14 protein-coding genes are annotated in these 23,335 nt (G+C 40.8%); 7 read left to right on the top strand and 7 right to left on the bottom strand.

The window, feature by feature from the left end:
• Positions 1–26 precede the first annotated feature (26 nt).
• The 3 genes from J678_RS15085 to rpsO all read right to left on the bottom strand — a co-directional run bounded on the left by J678_RS15085 (position 27) and on the right by rpsO (position 3,937).
• Positions 27–1,238, bottom strand: coding sequence for a magnesium transporter CorA family protein (locus J678_RS15085; RefSeq protein WP_004710786.1), 1,212 nt, complete (start codon positions 1,236–1,238; stop codon positions 27–29).
• A gap of 84 nt (positions 1,239–1,322) precedes the next feature.
• On the bottom strand, positions 1,323–3,410 hold the full coding sequence (pnp, locus tag J678_RS15080) for a polyribonucleotide nucleotidyltransferase (protein ID WP_171057491.1): 2,088 nt from the start codon (positions 3,408–3,410) through the stop codon (positions 1,323–1,325).
• Between the two features lie 257 nt (positions 3,411–3,667).
• Positions 3,668–3,937, bottom strand: a complete 270-nt coding sequence (gene rpsO / locus J678_RS15075) for a 30S ribosomal protein S15 (RefSeq protein ID WP_001229357.1) — start codon at positions 3,935–3,937, stop codon at positions 3,668–3,670.
• Positions 3,938–4,149: 212 nt separating this feature from the next.
• Here rpsO and J678_RS15070 point away from each other — a divergent pair, with 212 nt between their 5' ends.
• Entirely contained in the window at positions 4,150–5,448 is a 1,299-nt protein-coding gene (locus tag J678_RS15070) for an EstA family serine hydrolase (protein WP_017393993.1), read from the top strand.
• 717 nt (positions 5,449–6,165) lie between these two features.
• Here J678_RS15070 and recD read toward each other — a convergent pair.
• The 3 genes from recD to J678_RS15055 all read right to left on the bottom strand — a co-directional run bounded on the left by recD (position 6,166) and on the right by J678_RS15055 (position 15,363).
• Positions 6,166–7,917 (bottom strand): exodeoxyribonuclease V subunit alpha, encoded by a 1,752-nt coding sequence (recD, locus tag J678_RS15065; protein WP_017393994.1) that lies wholly within the window; start codon positions 7,915–7,917, stop codon positions 6,166–6,168.
• A gap of 108 nt (positions 7,918–8,025) precedes the next feature.
• On the bottom strand, positions 8,026–11,724 hold the full coding sequence (locus J678_RS15060) for a UvrD-helicase domain-containing protein (protein ID WP_017393995.1): 3,699 nt from the start codon (positions 11,722–11,724) through the stop codon (positions 8,026–8,028).
• A 3-nt stretch (positions 11,725–11,727) separates the two neighbouring features.
• Positions 11,728–15,363 carry an exodeoxyribonuclease V subunit gamma gene (locus tag J678_RS15055; RefSeq protein ID WP_017393996.1) on the bottom strand — a complete coding sequence of 1,212 codons (3,636 nt, stop codon included), beginning with the start codon at positions 15,361–15,363 and terminating at the stop codon, positions 11,728–11,730.
• A gap of 170 nt (positions 15,364–15,533) precedes the next feature.
• On the opposite strand from J678_RS15055, the gene J678_RS15050 reads away from it, so the two are divergent.
• Positions 15,534–16,046, top strand: a complete 513-nt coding sequence (locus J678_RS15050) for a hypothetical protein (RefSeq protein WP_017393997.1) — start codon at positions 15,534–15,536, stop codon at positions 16,044–16,046.
• Positions 16,047–16,225: 179 nt separating this feature from the next.
• Complete coding sequence (locus J678_RS15045; RefSeq protein WP_016803963.1) at positions 16,226–17,545, top strand: MFS transporter; 1,320 nt, start codon at positions 16,226–16,228, stop codon at positions 17,543–17,545.
• A 23-nt stretch (positions 17,546–17,568) separates the two neighbouring features.
• Here the strand turns inward: J678_RS15045 and J678_RS15040 are convergent, their stop codons facing one another.
• Entirely contained in the window at positions 17,569–18,987 is a 1,419-nt protein-coding gene (locus tag J678_RS15040; protein ID WP_002157012.1) for a polyphosphate--AMP phosphotransferase, read from the bottom strand.
• 209 nt (positions 18,988–19,196) lie between these two features.
• On the opposite strand from J678_RS15040, the gene J678_RS15035 reads away from it, so the two are divergent.
• From J678_RS15035 to J678_RS15020, 4 genes are all read left to right on the top strand, one after another.
• Positions 19,197–19,904, top strand: coding sequence for an FFLEELY motif protein (locus tag J678_RS15035; RefSeq protein ID WP_002157018.1), 708 nt, complete (start codon positions 19,197–19,199; stop codon positions 19,902–19,904).
• A 148-nt stretch (positions 19,905–20,052) separates the two neighbouring features.
• Positions 20,053–21,000, top strand: coding sequence for a bifunctional demethylmenaquinone methyltransferase/2-methoxy-6-polyprenyl-1,4-benzoquinol methylase UbiE (gene ubiE, locus J678_RS15030; RefSeq protein ID WP_002156970.1), 948 nt, complete (start codon positions 20,053–20,055; stop codon positions 20,998–21,000).
• A 10-nt stretch (positions 21,001–21,010) separates the two neighbouring features.
• Positions 21,011–21,679, top strand: a complete 669-nt coding sequence (locus J678_RS15025; RefSeq protein ID WP_031955890.1) for a ubiquinone biosynthesis accessory factor UbiJ — start codon at positions 21,011–21,013, stop codon at positions 21,677–21,679.
• 12 nt (positions 21,680–21,691) lie between these two features.
• On the top strand, positions 21,692–23,311 hold the full coding sequence (locus J678_RS15020; protein ID WP_002156982.1) for an ABC1 kinase family protein: 1,620 nt from the start codon (positions 21,692–21,694) through the stop codon (positions 23,309–23,311).
• Positions 23,312–23,335: the final 24 nt, after the last annotated feature.

Genomic DNA, 23,335 nt, shown 5'->3' with positions numbered 1-23,335 from the left:
ACTTTACTGATCTTTGAAAATTCCTATTACTTCAACCGAGTAATTTTCTCCACTTCCTTCAAAGTCTGCTTAATCGGTTCATACTCCAAAAACCAGAACAAATTCATACGCTCTTGGCGGTGCTGCTGAGCCAATAAATCAATAACGCTTTTCTCACCACGCCCCACTAAATGCTGTCTATAGAAGTAGTACAACAATAAAACCGTACTGAGCAACATGACACCGAGCATAATCCAGAAACCCACTGGCGACTTAAGCCCCGGAATAAACTCAAAGTTCATCCCGTAAATACCAGTTAAAAGCGTGAGAGGCGCAAATACAGCGGTAATAATGGCAAGAATACGCATATTTTCATTGGTCTGGTTTGCAATCGCTGAGAAATGCAAATCTATTGCCGATTGAATCGCACTCCGTAAACGTAAAGTATGTTTTTGAATACGCTCGACATGACTCATTAAATCATTCAAACGAACTAATAGAAGATCTTGAGAACTATGCGTACGCTCACCAATCACATGATGATAATTTTCTACAATTTCATCCCGAAACTCTTGTAGGGTTTCGATTTGTTCTTCACACAAGTTTTCGACCTGCTGAAAGGCCATGTTTTCATGAAACAGTTGATGCCATTGTTTAAAACGACGATTGCCCTGTAATAGTTGTTGTTGCCAGTGCTCGACCCTTCTGGTTAAAGGCGAACGAATATCAAGATAACCATCCACCATGCTATTGAGCAGACGCAAACACAAATCTACAGGTGAATTAGGCAACTTACGGGTTTTATTTTGTTCTTCTAAGGTTTTACATAAAATATTTTCAAGACGCTGAATATAATTTTCAATCGACTTGTTGCCCTGCTCACGTACACTAATCAGAACTTTAGGGGTAAAAATAAAACTAATTGGCGTGGTAGCTAAGCCAAACACACTCTCGTGTGTTTCCCCATTTTTAATTTCATCATCAGGTGTAACAAGCTTTTTGAAAATGAGCAGATCATATTCTTCAAGCGTATCAAAGGCACAAGGATGCTCAATATTGGCAATATCTCGCATATGAAATTCATTAATTGCGACATCTGAAAGCTGCTGAATTTTTTGTTGCCACTCTTCATTATGGTTAACAACGTCAGATCTCACACTATCAATCCAGAAAAATTCCAGAACATGTTCAGTGTGCTTTTCTCGGCTCAAAAAAACATAGCCATCCTTTTGATGACGATAAAAATAATAAACCTGCATACCACGTCGATCTATTTGTGTGTTACTTGCATCATGCCATAAAAAAAGCCCGCATCAAGCGGACTTTTTTAGTGAGTTAAGCAATTATGCTTGCTCAATATCTTTCATAGTCAATTTGATACGGCCACGGTTGTCAACATCAGCAACTTGTACTTTCACTTCCTGACCTTCTTTAAGAACATCAGTTACGTTCGCAATACGCTCATTAGAGATTTGCGAAATATGAAGAAGGCCATCAGTACCTGGCATAATGTTTACGAATGCACCAAATTCTACAATACGGATAACTTTACCGTCGTAGATTTTACCTGGTTCAACTTCAGCAGTAATCGCTTGGATTTTTGCAATTGCAGCTTTAGCAGCAGCTTTAGTTTCACCAAATACGCGAACTGTACCGTTATCTTCAATATCAATAGCAGCTTTAGTTTCTTCAGTAATTTGGCGGATTGTTGCACCACCTTTACCAATTACGTCACGGATTTTGTCCGGATTAATAGTAATTACTTCAAATGTTGGAGCATGCATTGAAATTTCAGGACGAGCGCGTGAAATTACTTTGTTCATTTCATTAAGGATGTGCATACGACCAGCAAACGCTTGGTTTAACGCAACTTCCATAATTTCTTCAGTAATACCTTCGATCTTGATGTCCATTTGAAGTGCAGTAATACCGTTTGCAGAACCTGCTACTTTAAAGTCCATGTCACCAAGGTGGTCTTCGTCACCTAAGATGTCTGAAAGTACCGCAAAACGATCCCCTTCTTTCACTAAGCCCATTGCGATACCCGCAACTGGTGCTTTAAGTGGAACACCTGCATCCATAAGAGATAATGACGCACCACATACTGAAGCCATTGAAGATGAACCGTTAGATTCAGTAATGTCAGATACAATACGAATAACGTATGGGAAGCGGTCAGCAGCAGGAAGAACAGCTTGAACACCACGACGTGCTAAACGACCATGACCAATTTCACGACGCTTAGGACCAGACTCACGACCTGTTTCACCTACAGAGTATGCAGGGAAGTTGTAGTGCAACATGAAGTTATCAGTTTTAGTACCAGAAAGCGTATCAACCATTAACGCATCACGAGTATTACCTAAAGTTGTTGTTACTAACGCCTGAGTTTCACCACGTGTAAATAATGCAGAACCATGTGCACGGTCTAATACGCCAACTTGAACGTCGATTGCACGAACAGTTTTAGTATCACGACCATCAATACGCGGCTTACCTGACAAGATGTTGTCACGTACTGTACGGTATTTAAGGTCTTCAAATAATTCGTTTACTTCTTCAGCAAGACCAGTTTCGTCATTTTCAGGAACGAACTGAGCTACAGCTTCTGCATAAAGTGCATCTAATGCTGCATAACGATCTTGTTTAACCGCAATCGTATACGCTTCAGAAATTTTAGCTTCGAAAGCTGCTTTTAATTGCTCACGAAGTGTTTCATTTTTAGCTGGAGCAACCCAAGTTGATTCCACTGCACCGGCAGCAGCAGCAAATTCTTTAATTGCTTGAATCGCGATTTGCATTTCGTCATGACCGAAAAGCACAGCACCAAGCATTTGGTCTTCTGAAAGTTCTTTTGCTTCAGATTCAACCATTAATACAGCCGCTTCTGTACCAGCAACCACAAGGTCAAGGTCAGACTGAGCCATTTGTTCAAAATTCGGGTTTAAAACATATTCGCCGTTAATTAAACCAACACGTGCTGCACCGATTGGGCCACGGAATGGTGTACCTGCAATTGCTAATGCAGCAGAAGTACCTAACATTGCAGCAATATCAGCTTCCATAGTTTTGTCAGAAGAAACAACTGTTGCTGTTACTTGAATTTCGTTGAAGTAACCTTCTGGGAACAATGGACGAATTGGACGGTCAATAAGACGTGAAATTAAAGTTTCAGCTTCAGAAGCACGACCTTCACGCTTACCGTAACCACCAGGGATACGACCAGCTGCATATTGTTTTTCTTGATAGTTAACTGTTAACGGGAAAAAGTCTTGACCCGCTTTTGCTTTAGATTGAGCAACAACTGCAACTAAAACAGTTACGCCGCCCATTGTAATTAAAACTGTATTTGCTTGACGTGCAACGCGACCCGTTTCTAAAACGACTTGATGTTGACCGAACTGGAATTCTTTACGAACGATGTTAAACATTGACATGTATTGTATTTTCCTAATTTTATTCTAGTGAGACCCCTAAGGTTTGGCATTCAGGCTACAACTATTGGTAGATAAATGACAAAGCTTAGAAGCCATCACACTAGACCAAAAATTTTAAATAATATTAAACGCAAAGAAGGAGCGCACAAGCGCCCCTTCTATAAATCGCCTAACGGTTGATTAGGCGAAACTTTCTTTCCAGAAACAAAGCATAGCAACATGCGATAAACCGAAAACAAAGCAAAATCGAATTAACGACGTAGACCTAAAGCACCGATCAAAGCAGTGTAACGCTCGTGGTCTTTACCATTTAAGTAGTCAAGTAATTTACGACGTTGGTTAACCATACGGATCAAACCGCGACGGCTATGGTGGTCGTGTTTGTGAGCTTTAAAGTGACCTTGTAAATCATTGATTTGAGCAGTCAATAAAGCTACTTGTACTTCTGGTGAACCAGTGTCGTTTTCAGCGCGAGCAAATTTAGCAATGATCTCTGCGCGGTCTGCATTAGTTAAAGCCATTCGATTTCTCCGAGATGCTTAAAAAATAAAATGATATGAATCAGTTGAGCGCAACTGACTGCCGTGCATCACTACAGCAAGTTTCCTATTTTAAGGTATCTATATATGGATTGCAAAATTGTTTTCAGTTACCTGTCATTTTAGACACTGACATACGCATCCGAACCCTGCACACTTGACCGTCAATAAAAAGAAAGAAACGCGAGGGACGTGTGAAAATATTTTCGACCAACACCTGTCCAGTACCAGACGATATTGGATCGGTCATTCATCACAAAGATGAGGTACCTGCTGAACAAGGTGGAATGAGTGAACGTCAGGTTCAAAAGATCTGGAAGAGTATTGAGTCGCTCTATAAAACCGGGAACTATCCGCTCATTACTTTTTGTTTACGTAGACAGGGAAAAATTTTATTAAATCGAAGCATTGGCTATGCTCAAGGGAACTCTCCAGAAGGTTTGCAAAATAATGCCCTCATCGCAACGCCGGATACTCCTGTTTGCTTATTTTCAGCATCCAAAATGATTACTGCTATGTTGATTCATCTTTTAGATGAAAAAGGTGAAATCAACTTACTTGACCCCGTCAGTTATTACATTCCTGAATATGGTGTAAATGGGAAGCGCCGTGCGACCATCTTTCATTTGTTAGCACATCGGGGAGGCATTCCTTATGTTGATGGAGAAGTCACTCCTGAACTGCTTTTTGATAAAGATGAAATTTTAAAGCGCCTATATGCAGCAAGACCTGTTTCTCCAGCAGGAAATCACCTCGCCTATCATGCAGTAACGGCAGGGTATATTTTAGGTGAAATTATTGAGCGAGTCACAGGGCAAGACCTTCGCCAATTTGTGCATGAGACCATCGAGAAGCCGATGGACATGCCTTATTTCAACTATGGTTTGAAGCCAGAGTATCGCTCCAAAGTTGCACTCAATTGTGCAACAGGTTTACATCCTCGCTTAGGAACAGATCATTATCTCAATCATGTACTAGGTGGCGGCTTACAACTCGCTGTAGATGTCACTAATGATAGCCGCTTTATGGATACCATCTGCCCTGCTGGCAACATTTATACCAGTGCCGAACAAGCTGGACGCTTCTTTGAAATGCTTTTAAGTGGAGGAAGTTACCAAGGCAAACAAATTTTAAGTGAGAAAACAATTTTTAGAGCAACCCTCCCCACCACAGGAGTTAACATTGATCGAACCTTATTAATACCGATGCGTTATGCACTAGGTCCCATGCTCGGTAGCAATCCAGTAGGTTTATTTGGTCCAATGACTGGACAAGCTTTTGGTCATCTCGGCTTTTCTAATATTTTATGTTGGGCCGACCCAGAGCGAGATATTAGCGTTTCACTGTTAACCACTGGAAAGTCCATAGTAGGCACTCACCTTCCGGCTCTAGCTAACTTGCTCTATCAAATTTCTAGCCAATGCCCACGAATTCCTAGAGATCAGCGTCGCTCATTGTTTGGTAGCGATTCACATGAAACAGATCTAGTCTAAATCGTAATAACTTAGCGCTAAAATAAAAAACCCAAGCATTTCTGCTTGGGTTTTTGGCGCTGTAGTTCTTGTTTATCGTGTTTATCGCTGTTCTTATTGTTATGTGTGAGATGCTTTCCACATCCTTCTTCTCGTTTTACTCACTTCCGTTGTTTTTATTTCTATTTCCTTATGTGATGTATTTTGTCATATCCAATTATGAAGAAAAGTAGTATTTTTCTTATCATCATGTAAGCAAAAACGTACAGGTCTGTCTAATATTTAGCGTTTATCTGTAATAGCTAAATAACGTACGGTTCTGTATAACATTTAACTTAACAATTCACGCGAAAAATGCCCATTTAAGAATCATATTACAAATAAATATATTAATATACTTGAGTTAAATTATTGATAATCAGAATAAGAAATAGCGTGACGCAAACAAGGGGTTATTTAATTTATTTAACGTGATAAAAACTCAAAATATAAAAAAGCCCTGTAGTCTCTCCCAAAACTACAAGGCTTAGCGGCTGTAAGTTTCCTCTTTATTCACCTACTTCATTGTAAGTTCGCAGTCTCTCGACTTAAGTTGTTATTATTGTGCGATTTTGCCCGACATTCCTTGCCAAGCTCGTTGTGCGTTTATAATCTCAAAAACAGGGTATGTTCTCTAGCAGCAAATATCTCGAATCCATGTAAGCTTTTTCTTACAAGGGTAAAAATATTAAGTTTGCCTTAACGAACTAACCGATTAACTTTTTCAACTAAACCGCTTTTTCTGGTCGTACGAACTGTAAAAGATTGTAATAAAGCCTCTGGATGAACCAATAGACTGACCACTTTTTTCGCTCGTGTAATCGCAGTGTAAATTAACTCTTGGCTTAACAAATTCTTAGCGGCCTGATCGAGAACAACAGCAGTATGTGTAAATTCAGACCCTTGCGATTTGTGAATGGTTAAAGCAAATGCACTTTGAATACTTTTAGGTAATCGGTTTGCAGCAACCCACTTATTTAAACTTGGGAAATAGACTTCAAACTGTTGAGGCTGGGTTCTATGTTCAAAACATAAACCAATGTCACCATTTGAAATACCAAGCTGGTAATCGTTATAAGTCATCATGACCGGACGGCCTACATACCATCCTCCTAAAGTCACAATACCTAGCTGTTGTTGTAACCAGCGTTCAGCATATTGATTAAGTTGCTGCAAGCCAAATGGCCCATGACGAACTGCCGTTAAAATACGGTAGTCATCGAATGACTTAACAATATTTTCAATATGCTCAAGTGATCGATCATCTTGTAAATAAGCTTTTAGGCTTTGCACATAGCCTTGAAAGCCCACCATCAATTTTTGATAGTAAGCTTCCAGCTCTGTAAATGATCCTTCAGGTAAATATTCAAGCTGAACTACATCGGGCATATCAGCTTCTAAAGGAATTGAGCGTAATTCTGAAACCTGAACAATATCAATTTCAAATTGTTGTAAAACTTGCTCATGGTTGATTTGACTGGTTTGCATTTGAATAAATCGAGCAACCTGACCAATCAAAGCACCTTCTGCAAAACGACGGCTGGTTTGAAGGTGAACACGGTTTTCAGATAAAGCCTCTATTTGCTGTAAATCTGCAAGTACTGCTCCAACATCTACAGAAGCAAGCTGGTTGGCATCACCTAATAAAATAATTCGACACGACTCAGGAACAGCTTCAAATAATAAAGTTGCCAGATTTAAATCCAGCATAGAGGCCTCATCCACCACAATAACGTCATAAGGCAAAGGCTGTTTTTGATTAAACCGTGGAGTTTGACTATGCCCCATACCTAATAATCGATGAATGGTTTGGGTACTTTGGTTTCTTAGCTCATCACTCATTAGCCCCGACTCAAGCAGTTTTGGGTCATTAAACGAGTTTTGTAAGGCTTCTTGCATACGCTGTGCAGCTTTACCCGTCGGAGCAGCCATTGCTACACGAATATGAGGAATTGCTTGACTAAGCACAGCAATAATACGAGCGAGCGTATAGGTCTTACCCGTACCCGGCCCACCCGTAATAATACTTAAGCTCTGCCGAGTCACCATTTGCAAAGCAGCTTGCTGATGAGGATCAGTGAGTAAGTCTAAATGCTCTTCACATGAAACAGGTTGAATTGGTTGTTGCTTTAATCGGCGAATTTGCTCAGCTAGACGTTGCTCTAGGTTCCAATATCGGTATAATGCCAACCCCTGCCCGTCGTGGACACAAGGGGCAACTTGAGACTTTGCTTGTTCAGCAGATATCACCAGTTGGCCAAGTGTTTCTATTTGCTCTGGGCTAATCTCAATACAACTGTCACCCTGCAAGCTCGCTTCAATTAGCTGCTGCAAAAAATAAGCTGCCTCTGGAGCTTGTGTCTGTGCAGTAAACGGGGCTTGATTTAGAAAGGTACTCCAAGTCATTAACCAGCTTAAATCGCTTTGTTCAGGGCTATTTAGATTGTCCACACACTTATCCACCTAGTTTTCCACACGCTTGTCCACATGGTTATAGACAGGCTTATCCACACCCCAAGTATTTGTTAATTCTAAAATTAGATCATTTATCAGCATTTTTTATGCAATTTTATCCTCAGCAAAGTACCCTAAAATAGCATCAAGGCGTAGAACAAATTCTGTACTTGGCTGCCAATAATAATAGCCTTGCTCAGCTTCGCCATTCATACCGCGTAAGTAAAGATAAGTTGCCCCACCTAAGTGTTGTTCAATATCATAATTCTGCATTTTGACTTTTAAATAACGATGTAACGCAACCAAATACAGGCCTGCTTGTAGCCAATAGCTGGCTAAAGACATACTTTGTGCAATGCTTTCTACACTGTAATCGGCAAGGTTTTCACCTAAGTAGTTACTCTTATAGTCAGCAATGTGATAACGCTGCCCATCAAAATAAACCAAGTCTATCGAACCATTTAAATAGCGAGCAGAACGAGCCTCTAATAACTCTGGCATTTCCATACCATATTCAGCAAAAAGTTGATGAATACGTTTCATGGCTAGCACACGATCTGACAGTGCTAAATAAAAAGGACACTCTGATAAATAGTGCTCTGGCTGTAACTGATTTAAACGAAAACCTTGATATAACGGCGTACTTAGAATCTCTTGCAACCATTCGGCCACAGCGTGATAAAGCGAATATTCCGCTTCTTGTTCTTCGGGAAAGCTTTCTTGGTATTTGATTAATAAATCTTGCCACAAACTACTGTAGTCATTTTTAAAACGACGGCGTATTTCACTTACCCACTCATCTGAACATTGAAAATCAATATGTTCAAAAATTTCATGTAAGAAATTACCTGCGAGCGTCCCTCTCGGAAAATTGCTTTTGATCCAGCTAATTGGCTGTGCTGCGGGCGCCTCAACAGAAATAACCTGATCGAGTTCATCCTCGGCTAAAACAGCTTCATGGCTCTGGCTCACAAGTAAATCTGTACCTACTTTATGTCTTAAATGCTGTGCCAGATAACTAAAACTGGTTTTGCCTCTTGAATAAAAGCGCTGATCAGGAAAATGCTGTGCCTGTATCTCAATAATATTGATGTTTTGATTTAAATGCCTTGCAGCAGGTGGTTGCTCCAAAATTATTTCATCGGTACAACAACGGTGCTGGAATGGTTCAGCTCTGTTTTTCCAAAATGCCAAACCTGAAACAGACTTGCCATCCGTATCTTGTAAGAGCGCATAAACACGATGACTTGCCCGGGTTAAAGCAACGTACCATAGACGATTTTGTTCCGCTAAAGCCCGTTCTTCATGCTGCTTCAGCTCGGTTTCGTTTAAATATGTTTTATCGGCAATCGCAACGACACGTTGTGTTAGAGTTTGAGCCGACTCTGGAACCGTTATATCTTGGGTCGAGAAGTTAAGTGTCTTGTTATTTTCCCGAAATGGCTTGTCGGCCCCGAGCAAAAAGACAATTTTAAACTCAAGACCTTTTGACTGGTGAATGGTCATGAGCTGTACGCCAGCTTCACTCGACAACCTACGCTCTAACTCCCATTCACGGTCAAGCGGTGACTGTAGTTGCTTGAGATACCAATGATAGAGATTTTGCGCGCCCTGATATTTCTCGCTATGTTGGCTCAAAATTTCGGTCAAATGACGCAAGTTCACCACAACCCGCTCATTATCTTTACTCTGGACAGCAACCAGATTTTTCCAAATACCAAATTGGTTTAAACATTGCTGCCATGCTACTAAAAAGCCCTGAGCTGACCAAAGCTCACGAATAGCATCAAAACCAGTCATAAACTGGCTTAAACCTTCGGCCGTTTGTTCGAGTTGCAATAGCTGTTTAAGGTCCATAGCAAATAAACGGCTAATCAAAGCTCGTTTCACTTTGGCCTCATCGTAAGGATGAAGAATCGCAGTGAGTAAGGCTCCAACATCCTGAGCAATTGTGCAATCAAAAACACTTCGTTTTGATGGCCGGTTAACTCGTATTCCTAAACGTTCTAATTCAAATTGAACTTTATCAAGACCATCATGATTACGCGACAAGACTGCAATATCGTCTTCATTTAAGGTTTGAGTCTGCGCATCTTTTTGAAAATAAAGTTGTCCAGCATGTGACTGATTGAGTAAATCACGTATTTTCCACGCAACTTGCTGTGCCTCCGTTTCCTTGTCTTTTAGCATGAGCCAACGTAAAGGGTACGGGTTAGGCTGATTTTGATCGATTAAAACTGGGTGAGGTCGAGTCCCTGCACGAATCGGATCATATTGAACCTGTTCACCAAAGTCGATTTGCCTTTGAAATAACGCATCAACCACTTCAACCAAGTCAGCGACTGAACGGTGGTTATGAATTAACTTATATTCACGGCCATGCTTTGCCTGAATATCTTTGTAGGCATTTAAAAAGGTGAGCATATCCCCACCACGGAAACCGTAAATTGCCTGCTTACGGTCCCCTACCATAATCATGCAACCTTTTTGGTAACGTTCTGGATGACGCCAAATGCTGGCGAGCATGTCATCTTGGTCTTGGTTGGTGTCTTGAAACTCATCAACCAAAATTAAGGGGTATCGAGCCTGCACAAATACGGCGAAACGTTGCCCCTGCTCGCCCTTTAAAGCTTCTGACAAAGTGCGAATTTGCTGAGAAAAAGTCGTCTCGCCCTTGTTTTGTAAAACCTGTGGTAAACGTTTTTTAACCTCTACACACAAATAAGCTTTTAAATAAATATGAAGCTGATCGAACTGTTCAGCGTAGTTTTTCAGCACACCAAATAACTGCTGAATCTGCTGAATACAAGGATGCTGATAAAATCCATCTGAAATTTCAGCAGGACATTTCTTGAAAACTTTCTGATCGGCAAGTTGGCCTAAAAACTTAAAAACGAGTTCGCGTTGTACCGCTAAAGACCCATCAAAAACTAAAATACTGTCGCTTTGCTTTAAAACCTGTAATAACTGTGGCACACATTCACTAAATAACTTATTAAATGCGCCATTACGAAATATTGTGCCGCTTACATGTTTATAGTGTTCGCCATCAAGCAAGTAATACGGTTCTAGAAGACTGATATCAATTTCTGCTGCCAACTGTTTGAGCTGAGCAAGCTGTTCAAACTGAATGGTAGGCTTTTCGGGAAGTTTAAAATGAGCCGAACTAAAATTCAGTGAGTCTTCGACCAGTTTGACAAAACTGTCGACACTTTTTAACTCACCTGCCAGATACAACGCATCAATCACGGTTTGAGGCTGAGACTGTATCCATTCACGTAAAACATCATGAATCAGTTGTCGGCTATAGGTTTTGGCATCATCGGTAATTTGAGCACGTTCAATTTTGCCACTTTCAAAGGCAAACTCACGTAACAACTTTTGGCTAAAGCTATCGAGTGTTCCCACAAACAGCTCATCTAGCTGATCGATAACGAGCTTTAAACGCTCACAGGCATAGGCAATACGTGTCGCAAAATGCTTGAGAACATGTTGCAGTAATAAGTCAGATTCTTGCTCAGCCTGTAAAAGGATCTCTTTTTCAGTCAAGCTCCGCTTGGCATCTAAGTAACGGTGGGTTTCGACCAAACGCGCACGAATTCGGCTTTTTAACTCGGCAGCGGCAGCACGGGTGAATGTTGTTGCAATAACTTGGCCCGGTAAATATTTCTCAAGAAAAATACGGACCATTAAACTCGACAGTGTATAGGTTTTTCCGGTCCCCGCCGAAGCCTCAATTAAATGCAGTCCACTAAATTCAATATCAATAATAGGTTGATAAGACACCTGTACTCTTGAGTTCATGTCTTACTCCGAATGTTGAAATTGAAAAACCGGATGATACAGGTCATAAGCAAACTCATCACAAGCATGTTGAAGTAATGCTTGTGCATCTTGTTCTTGCAAAATGAAACGCCAGTCTTGATGTAACTTGCACGCTTCATTTTGTGTCATATCGATAGAGGTAAATGTCCCCGTTTCATTCCAGTATTTTAACAGCTCCGCATAGCTCTTCTCATCGAGTTTTATTTTTTCTGTCGGATTTGTTGTTTCCCACTGATATGCCTTAGCTTTTTCAAGTGGTTTTAATAATAAAGCTGCTGGTAACACGAGCGGCTGCTGTTGAGCATAACGCCAGATTTTAAACCAAGGCTGTAAATACTGCCGAGCTTGCTCCGAACTAATACCTTTACAGATGACGGTTTGATCACTAAAAACCACAATACGGCGTCTTTCAGCTCCTGCACTTCCTTCATTTAAATAGGCCAACCAAAGCAGGTACTCTAACCAGACTTTTGCACGTCTTTTTGCCCGAGCACTTGATGCTTCCATACTGACCCAATCCTGAGTTTCAGATTTTGGCACCGTAATATTCATATGAAGCTGTTTGGCAATTCGCCACACACGCTGAGTCGTTTGTGTCACGGCTGATGCATAGTGATGAAGACGCTCAAGCAAACATTCCTGTTCAAAAATGCCCTGTTGCCATGCACTGTATTGAACTTTGCCTACAGGCAACTGATCAAGTAGAGCTTCTGGCTGTGCCTGCTGTTCATTTTGTTGTAAAAAATGTCGAATGGTATAACGACCCAAACCATCTAAAAGCAGAGGTTCATTCTGATCTAGCTCCCCAACACTTCCCAAGTTTTCTACGCCTAAAGTTTTTAAATATAGGCGTGCAGGGAAAGTCACATCCTGTATCCACTGATGACTGTCTAAAACCAACATGTCAGGTATTTCTAAAGGATAAGATATATTTGCCCAAGGCTTAAGAACACCGGAAGCTTGCTGAATTTGCATCGCCACGTTAAACCAGTGATCTTGGTAGCGAATATAACTTTTCTCGGCCATAAAACCCTTCGGGTCAAACGGCTGTAAATAATGTAAGTGATAGAGCTGTTTTAATTGAGACGGAATTTCAATGCCTTCAATCACCTCACGGTCAGGTGCATTTGGCTCCGGTTTTACAATAAGCGCAAGATGCTCACGGAACTCTTGAAGAATACTAGAAGGATCTCTCACCTCACCGTCATTAACATCAAAACCGTTATAAAACAGCCATAAGTTTTCTTGGGCTAAAAGTAAGGCATCCAAGAAAGCACCTTGATCATCCTCAAGACGGGAACGGTCACCTAATTGTTGACGTAAGGCATCCATCAAATCAAATGGCACGTGGGTATCACGGTTAGGAAACTGCCCTGCATCAAGGTTCAACATCACAATTAAGCGATAAGGTAAGGGACGAATTTGTCCAATCTGGGCAAAGGTAATCTGTCCGGTCGGTTCAGCTTGGGCGGTCTGATTTTCTAAAGTTCGCTGAATCTCATCCAGAATATAAGGCAAAGGCAAGGTGATTTTACGTAAGGCGCCTGTTTCTGTCTCGGCATAGTAGCTTGCAAGCGTTAACATACGCTCTTGTTTTTTTACAATTTCCCGCGCAGTTTTTAAAGCAGCCACACCGGCCTGCTCAAACTCGATAATATCTTGCGAGAGTATTTGCAGCCAGTATTCCACCGTATGACTTTTTTTCTGCTCATGCATAATGAGCCAGTCACGGCGCTCATTTAAATCTTGATAAATCTGAATGAGCATACCAATAAGCTCAAAATCACTCGGTTGGACCTTAGCGTAACTCAGCACCTGATTAAATGTAGCGTGTTCAGGAATTGCTATACCGAGCGCTAACCGCTCTAAAGCAAATTTAAAGCTATATCGATAATCATCATCGCCGTCACATAAGCTACGTTTCAGATGCTCTGCATCAAGCCCACGTTTAAACCCTGCATCGGCAAGTAAATTTAAAATTCGCTCTACTTGAGCATATTCAAGTGCATAACGCTGCTGCGTCGCATGCAAACCAAGCCAGTCAGCAAAGTCATCAAAGCCAAATCGCCCTTGCATGAGGTTAATTCGGCCAATTACGGCACGCCATGCATTGAGTGCATCAAGTGAGGCAACACCTGCTATTTTGACAGGCAAATGCACGCCTTGCTCAGTCGCTGTAGCAGGAAAAACACTTCGTATTAAAGGCTCTACCTCAGCCAAATTAGGAACCAAAACCAAAATATCATTTGGACGACGCGGCTGTTCGTGCGGTTTTGCCAACCAGCCAATCAATTGTTCTTTCAATACTTCAAGTTGCCGTAATGTCGAGTGGCAAACATGAATCTGAATTGAGTCATCGTTAGGGGCAAGCTCATATTGCTTGGCTTGGGGCTCCACCAAGTGCAAAATATCTGACTGAACTTTACCAAGTAAACTTTCTGGAAAATCATCTACAAAGGCATCCACCCACTTACCTTCTTCACCTGTAGACAAGTTTGAGAGTAATGAGAAGTGGTCGCGGGCTTGTTTCCCTAATCTGGTTAAAAGTGGATGTCTTGACTCACGCGCCTCAGCATTAAAGTTAAGCGTAAACTTATTAAAGAAATCGGCAATTTCCGCATCGGTCGCTTGGGGATTCTTCGCTATAAAACGCTCTTTTACCCCTAAGTCATAGCGCTGTTTCCAGAGTGGGTCGACACTATCGGCCCAATATTCTTGCGAAGGGTTATAGTGCAAAATCAACACATCAATGTATTGCCCTAAACGGCGCAAAAACTGAAGCTGGCTAGGCGGTAAGTCTAGCAAAGTAAAAATGACTATTTGCTCCGGCAAACGAGCCAATGCCTTCTTCTGGCGCTCAGGATGCTCTAACTCTTGCCAAAACAACTCATCAATTTGCTGCATTTGCATAAAATCATCATGAAAATGCTGCTGCCATAACCAGCGCTGCCAACGCTCTAACTCTTGTGTTTGCTGTAAAGTAAATGCCGAAACTTCTTTATCTTTCTGCGCAATATACTTTTCGATATCAAGTGATCGACCTTGTCCCCACGCTGCTAACCAGTTATTTGGACAAGTACAGGTATTTTCACAACCACGCTGGCACTGTCCCCGATAGACCATGTAGTTACTAAATAAATCGGCAACCTGCTCGGCAACCCAATACAACATTTTTTGTTTTTTTAGCTGCTTCTCAATCCCTTGTTCGAGTCGATCTGCGCTGTCATAAATACGTTGAACAATAGAATGCAGTGGATGAGAGCCATCTATACTGATCTCATCAGGCTGAATAAATTCTTGTAAGGCTTGATGTACACGCCATTTAAAAATCAAGCGTGGAATATTGGCCTTACGAACTTGTTCCTTATGCGCCGTGAGGACCTGTTGATAGGCATACCACTGAAACCCGCGCACACGTTGGTGGAACTGGTAGTTGGCGCTCATTCCTTGCTGTTCTGCAAGTTTTTGTATCAGCCATTGCTCGATGGCAGGACTTGGCACAATGAAATGCTGGGCTTTCAAAACCTGTAAAGGATGCGTTGAAGGTTGGGACGTAGACGCTAGTACGCCCTGCAACAACACATCAATACGTTGACTTTGAATAACATGGATGCCCATTTATTTCATATCCTACTCGCATAATTTATGCACAAAATCATAAACATTCATTACTATACAACTGAATCTGACTATGTCACGTTGGTTTAAACACAGCATAATCTAACTTTAGGTGTCACTTGCCTTGTGTTTGGAAGACACCTTTAAGGAACCCATTACAGGTAAACATTATGAAAATTGATAACATTCCTGACTATATTGATCCTAGCCTAAATCTGGAACAAATTCGCGATGAGTGCCACGATCTCATTCAAAAAAGAGCTTACGTCTCTGCTGGTGCAGCAATTGTACCCATTCCTTTTTTTGACGTGGTAGTAGATTTGGGAATTTTGTCACAGCTTATTCCTGATATTAATTCCCGTTTTGGTTTAGCACCTGAACATGTCAGCGTCTATGATCCAAAAACAAAAACCATTCATTGGGATGAATTGCGTAAACGTGGCTTTCAATTTTCAGGTTTTGTGGTCGCGCGTACAACCGTTAAAAAAACCTTTAACGGTTTCTTTGGCAAAATCGTAACGAAACAGGTGACGAAATTTATTCCGTTAGGCGGACAAATTGTTGCAGCAAGTTTAGGTTATTTTATGATGAAAAAAATAGCCCAAACTCACTTAAATGACAGCTACAATCTTGCTAAACGTATCCAACAAAAAGGACGCAGCTCAACAGTACTTGAGCATTAATATAGTCCTATCATAATTTTAAGGCACATGACTGTGCCTTATTTTTTACTTTTAAAATTTACACAATAAAACAAAAGATATATTAAAAACTTTAATCTTCACTTATTTTTTTAAGTTTTACTAAAGTTTAAAAGTCTATTATTCAGTTTACAATGCCAAATGAAATACGGAGAGCCATTGTGGAATATGGACAATCAACATCCCGTTTACGTGCCATTTTTAATGTGACCAGTGGCAACTTCCTAGAACAATATGACTTTTTTCTCTTCGGTCTGTATGCAAAAGCGATAGGTGAAACTTTTTTCCATTCTGATAGCAGCTACGCCGCGCTAATGAAAACTTTTTTGGTATTTGCCGTTAGTTTTTTAATGCGACCAATTGGTGCACTCGTCTTAGGTCCATATGTCGATCGAATTGGACGCCGAAAAGGATTGATGGTCACCTTAAGTATTATGGCAATTGGCTCATTGTTAATTGCACTAACACCTGGATATGCCACTATCGGCTTTGCAGCCACTGTCTTAATATTTGTTGGCCGTTTAGCCCAAGGTTTCTCAGCTGGCGTTGAGTTAGGTGGTGTTTCGGTTTACTTATCTGAAATTGCGGAACCACATAACCGTGGTTTTATTACCAGTTGGCAATCTGCCAGCCAACAAGTTGCTGTAATTTTTGCTGCTACATTAGGCTATTTAGTCAGTCTAGCCTTTACAAAAGCTCAAGTTGATGCCTGGGCTTGGCGTATTCCATTTTTTGTCGGCTGTGCAATTATTCCGTTTATATTCTGGTTACGTAAATCCTTAGCCGAAACTGAAGCTTTTTCATCTCGAAAAGAGCATCCAACTACTAGACAAATTATGTCAACGCTTGCAGCGAATTGGAAAATTGTAGTTGTTGGAATGTGTATGGTTGCAACAACCACAACCATGTTCTATTTCATTACAGTTTACACCCCAACTTATGGAAAAGAAGTCCTACACTTAACAAGCACAGAAAGCTTATTTGCAACAGTGATGGTAGGAGCAAGTAATTTTATTTTATTACCTATTGGTGGTTATTTATCAGATAAAATTGGCCGAAAGCCATTATTAATCACCACAACCATTTTAATTTTTGTAAGTGCTTATCCTTTATTAAGTTGGCTAACTCAAAACATTAGTTTGGCACACATGTTACTTTCACTACTATGGCTATCTCTGCTCTATAGTTTCTATAACGGCGCATTGGTTGTTTCCCTAACTGAAATGATGCCAAGTTCCGTAAGAATTGCTGGTTTTTCTGTAGCGTATAGTCTTGCCACTTCTATATTTGGTGGGTTAACCCCTATGATTGCCACATATCTTGTACAAGAATCTGGCAGCAAAAGTATGCCTGCTTTCTGGTTAATGTTTGCCGCAATCATCAGTTTGATTGCAACGCTTATTGTATTTCGCAATCGACAAACTCTTGCTACAAAATCCTCTTCAATTGAGGATCAATTTGTACAACCAACAGTTCAATAATATTCAAACAGTTAAAGGAGACGTTAGTCTGCCTTTAACTGTTTTAAAATCGCTCTTAACACTTCTAAACGCGCAGTATATTTATCATCAGTGGCAACAATATGCCAAGGAGCATATTCGGTACTGGTTCGTTCAAACATATCTGCTGCTGCTTTTAAATAATCATCCCATTTGTCACGATTACGCCAGTCTTCTGCGGTAATTTTAAAGCGTTTATGCGGTGTCTCTTCTCTGGCTTTAAAACGTTGTTCTTGCTCATCTTTACTAATCGCTAGCCAAATTTTTACCACAATAGTTTGGCTATCAAATAAATCTTTTTCAAAGCGATTAATTTCGTCGTATGCCCTTTGCCATTCCAAAGGTGACGCAAAACCTTCCACACGTTCTACTAGCACTCGGCCATACCAAGTACGGTCAAAAATCGTAATTTTTTCGGCTTCATTAATGCGGTTCCAAAAACGCCACAAATAAGGATGCCTTGCTTCGAAACGTTCAGGTGCTCCAATACAATGAATATCATATTCACGTGGGTCTAAGTTTTTCACAATTCGCTTAATGGCACCCCCTTTGCCCGAAGCATCCATTCCTTCAAAAGCAATCACAAAATTACGTTTATCAAAACGCATGGTATCGGCAATTTTTTTGCTGAGTTTATCGAGCTCTTTTTTGTACTCAGCTTTATCAAGCTGTTCTTGAGCAGGTTTTAATAAACTCTCGGGAATCTTGGCCTGCTGCCATTTCCCTTTGACTTCACTTTCATGTTCAGGTAGCTGACGCATATGTTGTAAAAGATACTGAGCAAAAAATTGATCGCGCTGTTTTTCATCTTCCCCATCAATAATGTACCAATCGTCAGTGAAGCGGCGGCGTAACTTTTGCAAAGTGTCATATTGTTTTTTATTACGCCAGTCTAGGCCGTGGAGTTTATGCCAATGTTGTTCAGAAGGGTCTATTTTATCTAAACGTTTTTGCAATGATTTCCAAGAAAGATCAAACCAGACTTTAATCACATCGACATAATTATTTTTTAGGTCTTGTTCAAATGAACGCATATTTTCCACATATGCATCAAAACGTGCCTCATCCAAAGGCTCTGACACATGCGTCGCGGTAACCAACAAGTCGCTATACCAATTGCCAAACATCACCACAATTTGGCCTTCAGTCGGAATAAACTCTGAATATGACTGCCAAAAAGCTTCTGTATCTGTCAGCACACGCGGTGCATCTGCTTTTACCCTTAAATATCTCGGATCTAACCATTCTCGAAGCTGTTTAACAGCCTCACCTTTTCCGGCCAGTTCGATGCCACTCATTAAAATGAGCGTACTTTTAGCATTTTTTTTACCGCGACTATCTTTTAAAGCATATTGTGCTTCAATCAAATCGACCGAAAGCTGTTCTTCGTCTCGAATTTCAAATTTTGGTTGTTGTTCACTCATAGTCCACTGCTCTAATCTTTTATTGTTTAATTTCGTTGTTATTTAACTTATGCGCTTAGATGATGAATTGCTATACAAATTATGTCATTGCAGCAAAATTCTGTCTAAAAATTGACGCATAAATCATTTTTTTTACATCTACTCGCCATAGTAGAAGGTTACAATGCCTTTTATGATTTTTTGCAAATAGCCCAATATTAGAGCCTTAAATGTCTAAACTCGCTGCTTTTGATGATCTTTTACAACAATATAAAACATTTAATTATCACGATAATCCAGTGCTTGCCCAGCGTTTGCAAGATGTACAAACATGGTTAAAAGAGCGGATGAAAGAAACGCATCACGACTTTTTTAATCTGCCAGAGCACAAGCTCATGTCAGAGTATTTTTTAAACCGTTTATATGGTGGCCCAGAGTTTGATGCGCTTGCTGCACAAATTGAACGATTATTGAAATATGCCCATAAAGCAGAAAAAGTCCTACCTGAAAACGCAATTAAAACAGGAACAAAGTCGGTAAGTTTGGCTGTACTTGCCACGCAACTTGATGAACAAGTGGCTATGCAGCTTCTTGAAGACTATCCAGCAGATACAGTACTCACTGATGAGATCATGCGTTTAACCTTAATCAAGCTTGATCAGGCCGAAGCCCGTTACCAGCAACTTGCCCTTCTTGATGACTTAGGGATAGCACTCGATAAATACATGCGTTCATTTATGATGTTCACTGCTTTTAAAATGTGTAAAGGTATTGCACAAAAATATCACTTCGAATTGATGTATGATTTTATTCAAGATGGTTTTACCGCAATGAAACCATTAAAATCAGCAGAGGCTTTTATTAAGACTTTTACGGAAAAAGAACGTCAGATTGTTGAAAAAGTACATTCAGGACATCCGAATCCGTTTAGAGTGTGATAAGGTCGGCACATAGAAAAAACTCAACCTCGCGAAGTTGAGATTTTATTCATTATATTTGCATGATGATGCCTGTAAAAATAGACAAAATCTGTCATCATGCAAAACTTATTCCGTTTCACTTGAGTTTGAGTCTAGGAGAGACAATATGTCTAACGAAAACCAAAAGCCAACATCTCCAACTGAGCAGGCACAAAGTTCAGACAAAGTTAGCCCATTCCTAAGCTCACCTTTACCGCAAGGTACCCCTCAAGGGCAACAACAAACTTTACAGCAAACCTTAACAGATACACCTGTTAGCGGTTCTGTACCAAAATATAATTTACCACGTGGTGCAGGCAACACTGGCAATGTTGGTGAAACAACTCACTTTGGTTACTCAACAGTTCGAACCGAAGATAAAGCTCAAAAAGTTGCTGAAGTTTTCCACTCGGTTGCAAGCAAATATGACCTTATGAATGACTTGATGTCATTTGGTATTCACCGTTTATGGAAACGCTTTGCAATTAACATGTCTGGTGTTCGCCGTGGTCAACACGTGTTGGATATTGCTGGTGGTACAGGCGACTTAGCAAAAGTATTTAGCCGTGAAGTTGGTCCTCAAGGTCATGTGGTACTTTCAGACATTAACGAATCTATGCTGAATGTTGGCCGTGACCGTCTGATTGATGCAGGCTGTACCAATGTCGATTTCGTACTTGCCAATGCTGAAACTTTAGAACCTTTTGCAGATAACAGCTTTGACCTTGTTACCATTAGCTTTGGTCTACGCAACGTAACGGATAAAGATGCTGCGCTTGCTTCTATGTTCCGTGTACTTAAACCAGGTGGTCGTTTACTGATTCTTGAGTTTTCTAAACCAGTATTTGAGCCTTTTTCAAAACTTTATGACCTCTACTCATTCACCGCTTTACCGATTATGGGTAAATTGGTTGCCAATGACTCAGAAAGTTATAAATATTTGGCTGAATCAATTCGTATGCATCCAGACCAACGTACCTTAAAAGGCATGATGGAAAATGCTGGCTTCCAGAACTGTGACTATCACAACCTGACTGGCGGTATTGTTGCTGTTCACCGCGGTTTCAAACTGTAAGGGAAGCGATATGTGGTCGATTCTAGCACTCGGTGCAGTCGAACGTATCATTCATCATCTGATCGATCTGGATGCATTAACCCGCATTCAGCTCAATCAGTTACAGGGCAAAATGTTGCGTGTTGTCATCGATAGCCCGCAGCTTTCTGTCGATGTATTCTTTGACCAAGAAAAAGTACGTCTTGAACCTACTGCAACTGGGCACAGCGAAAAACCTTCTATTTTTGAACAACGCCCTTTTGATCCGCAATTTAAAATTTCTGAAGCAACAGCTACTTTACATGTCAAAGATGTTGTTGAACTCATCAAACTATTGGTGAGCGATCCCGACCAGATTGGTAATATCCCGCTACAAGGTGACTATCACCTATTACAGGATATTCAAAAAATTATGCAGCAGACTGAACCTGATTTAGCTGCGCATTTATCAAAATGGGTTGGCCCTCAACTCGCCCATGAAATTGGTAAGATTCAACTTGCACCCAAGCATCTAAAACGCTCTCTTCAAAGCTATTTATTTTTCGCTGAAGATGCTTTAAAAGAAGACAGTGGTTTATTTGCCCCACGTTGGGAAATGGACGATTTAAATCAAGCTACGCGTAAGCTTAATCAAGATATTGACCGTCTAGAAGCTAAATTACAGCAGCTCAATGCACAACTACAACCCACTCAAGACTAGGTAAGACCGTATATGATTCCGCACGTTTCACGTTTACTCGAACTTTGGCGTATTGCAGCGCACTATAGACTCGATACGTTGTTCCCTGCGGATGAACTACCAGTTAAAGCTAAACATGCATTAAATATTATTAAAATGCATCCGGCAGCATGGTCGAGTCGTGAGCGCAAGAATCCTTTAAAGCTTAAAGAAGCTTTAGAAGACATGGGACCACTTGCAATTAAGCTTGGGCAGTTACTGTCAACTCGACGCGACCTAATTCCACCTGAAATACTCGCTCAATTGGTTTTACTTCAAGATCAGGTGAAACCGTTTGATAGCAATGTTGCCAAACAACGTATTCAAGATTCTTTAAAAGCAGACGTAAATACACTATTTGCTCGCTTTGATGACCAACCCCTTGCTGCTGCCTCAATTGCACAAGTTCATACAGCGGCACTACATGATGGCCGAGAAGTTGTTGTTAAAGTCACTCGTCCAGATATTCGTAGCCAGATTTTACAAGACTTTGAAATTTTGGCATGGCTAGGAAATACACTAGAAAGCCGCCTTGAAGCTGCTCGTGCATTACATTTATCTGAAATTATTCAAGACTACCGCCAGATCATTTTAAATGAGCTGGACTTGAGTATTGAGGCAGATAACACTCGTCGTATGCGCCATTACTTTACTGGCTCAACCATGATGTATGTGCCAGAAGTCTACATGGACACCAAAGATGTTATGGTGGCTGAACGTATTACTGGTGTACCTATTTCAGACACGGCAACCTTTGATCGTTTAGGCATGGACCGCGCACAACTTGCAGAAAAAGGCTTAACTATTTTCTTTACACAAGTATTCCGCGATAACTTTTTCCATGCCGACATGCACCCTGGCAATGTCTTTGTAGAAACCATCAACCCAAGCAATCCACGCTTTATTGCACTGGATTGTGCGATCATGGGTGAGCTTTCTAAGCATGACCAGATGACGGTTGCCCGCATGTTACTTGCCGTAATGAACAGCAACTTTATGCAGCTTATTCAAATTGTGCATCAAGCTGGCTGGATTCCACCGGGTACCGATCAAGACGCTTTAGCACGTGAGATGCGCCGTACTGTTGGGCCAATGGTGTCTAAACCAATGGATCAACTTGATTTTGCAGGTATCTTAATTCAAGTGATGGACATTGCCCGTCGCTTCCATCTTGAGATTCCACCACAGCTCATGCTGCTGCTCAAAACTTTAGTGCATGTAGAAGGCTTAGGTACGGACCTTTATCCGCAACTCGACATCTGGAAATTGGCAAAACCTATTTTGACAGAATGGGTTAAATCCAACATGAACCCAGTCAAAAATGTAAAAGAACTTGGCCAGCAATTACCTGACCTGCTTTTAGGCGCTCAAGATTTCCCAAGCTTAATTATTGATAGCTTAAATGGTTTAAAGAATCAGTCTGCTTGGCAGGACCGTCAGTTACGTGAAATTCAGCAACTCCGTTTGCAAATGGAACATCAACAGCGTCGTAGCTGGATGTTTGGCAGTACCATGCTGATTTTACTAACCATTGCCATTATTAGCCCTTGGTTTGTTTCCATTATTTTAATTGTGCTGAGTAGTTTATTAGCGCTTTGGCGTGTGTTGAAATAAATTCTAAATCCCTTGCCTCGCAAG

Source organism: Acinetobacter sp. 1424608, from assembly GCF_000588255.1.
GTDB classification, from domain to species: Bacteria; Pseudomonadota; Gammaproteobacteria; order Pseudomonadales; family Moraxellaceae; genus Acinetobacter; species Acinetobacter nosocomialis.
Note: the sequence above shows the minus strand (reverse complement) of the source record. Positions and strands in the feature narration are given on the sequence as shown.

Coding starts and splice junctions, on each gene's coding strand:
- J678_RS15085 (WP_004710786.1), bottom strand. CDS start 1,238: ATGCAGGTTTATTATTTTTATCGTCATCAAAAGGATGGCTATGTTTTT.
- pnp (WP_171057491.1), bottom strand. CDS start 3,410: ATGTTTAACATCGTTCGTAAAGAATTCCAGTTCGGTCAACATCAAGTC.
- rpsO (WP_001229357.1), bottom strand. CDS start 3,937: ATGGCTTTAACTAATGCAGACCGCGCAGAGATCATTGCTAAATTTGCT.
- J678_RS15060 (WP_017393995.1), bottom strand. CDS start 11,724: ATGAACTCAAGAGTACAGGTGTCTTATCAACCTATTATTGATATTGAA.
- J678_RS15055 (WP_017393996.1), bottom strand. CDS start 15,363: ATGGGCATCCATGTTATTCAAAGTCAACGTATTGATGTGTTGTTGCAG.
- J678_RS15050 (WP_017393997.1), top strand. CDS start 15,534: ATGAAAATTGATAACATTCCTGACTATATTGATCCTAGCCTAAATCTG.
- J678_RS15040 (WP_002157012.1), bottom strand. CDS start 18,987: ATGAGTGAACAACAACCAAAATTTGAAATTCGAGACGAAGAACAGCTT.
- J678_RS15035 (WP_002157018.1), top strand. CDS start 19,197: ATGTCTAAACTCGCTGCTTTTGATGATCTTTTACAACAATATAAAACA.
- ubiE (WP_002156970.1), top strand. CDS start 20,053: ATGTCTAACGAAAACCAAAAGCCAACATCTCCAACTGAGCAGGCACAA.
- J678_RS15025 (WP_031955890.1), top strand. CDS start 21,011: ATGTGGTCGATTCTAGCACTCGGTGCAGTCGAACGTATCATTCATCAT.
- J678_RS15020 (WP_002156982.1), top strand. CDS start 21,692: ATGATTCCGCACGTTTCACGTTTACTCGAACTTTGGCGTATTGCAGCG.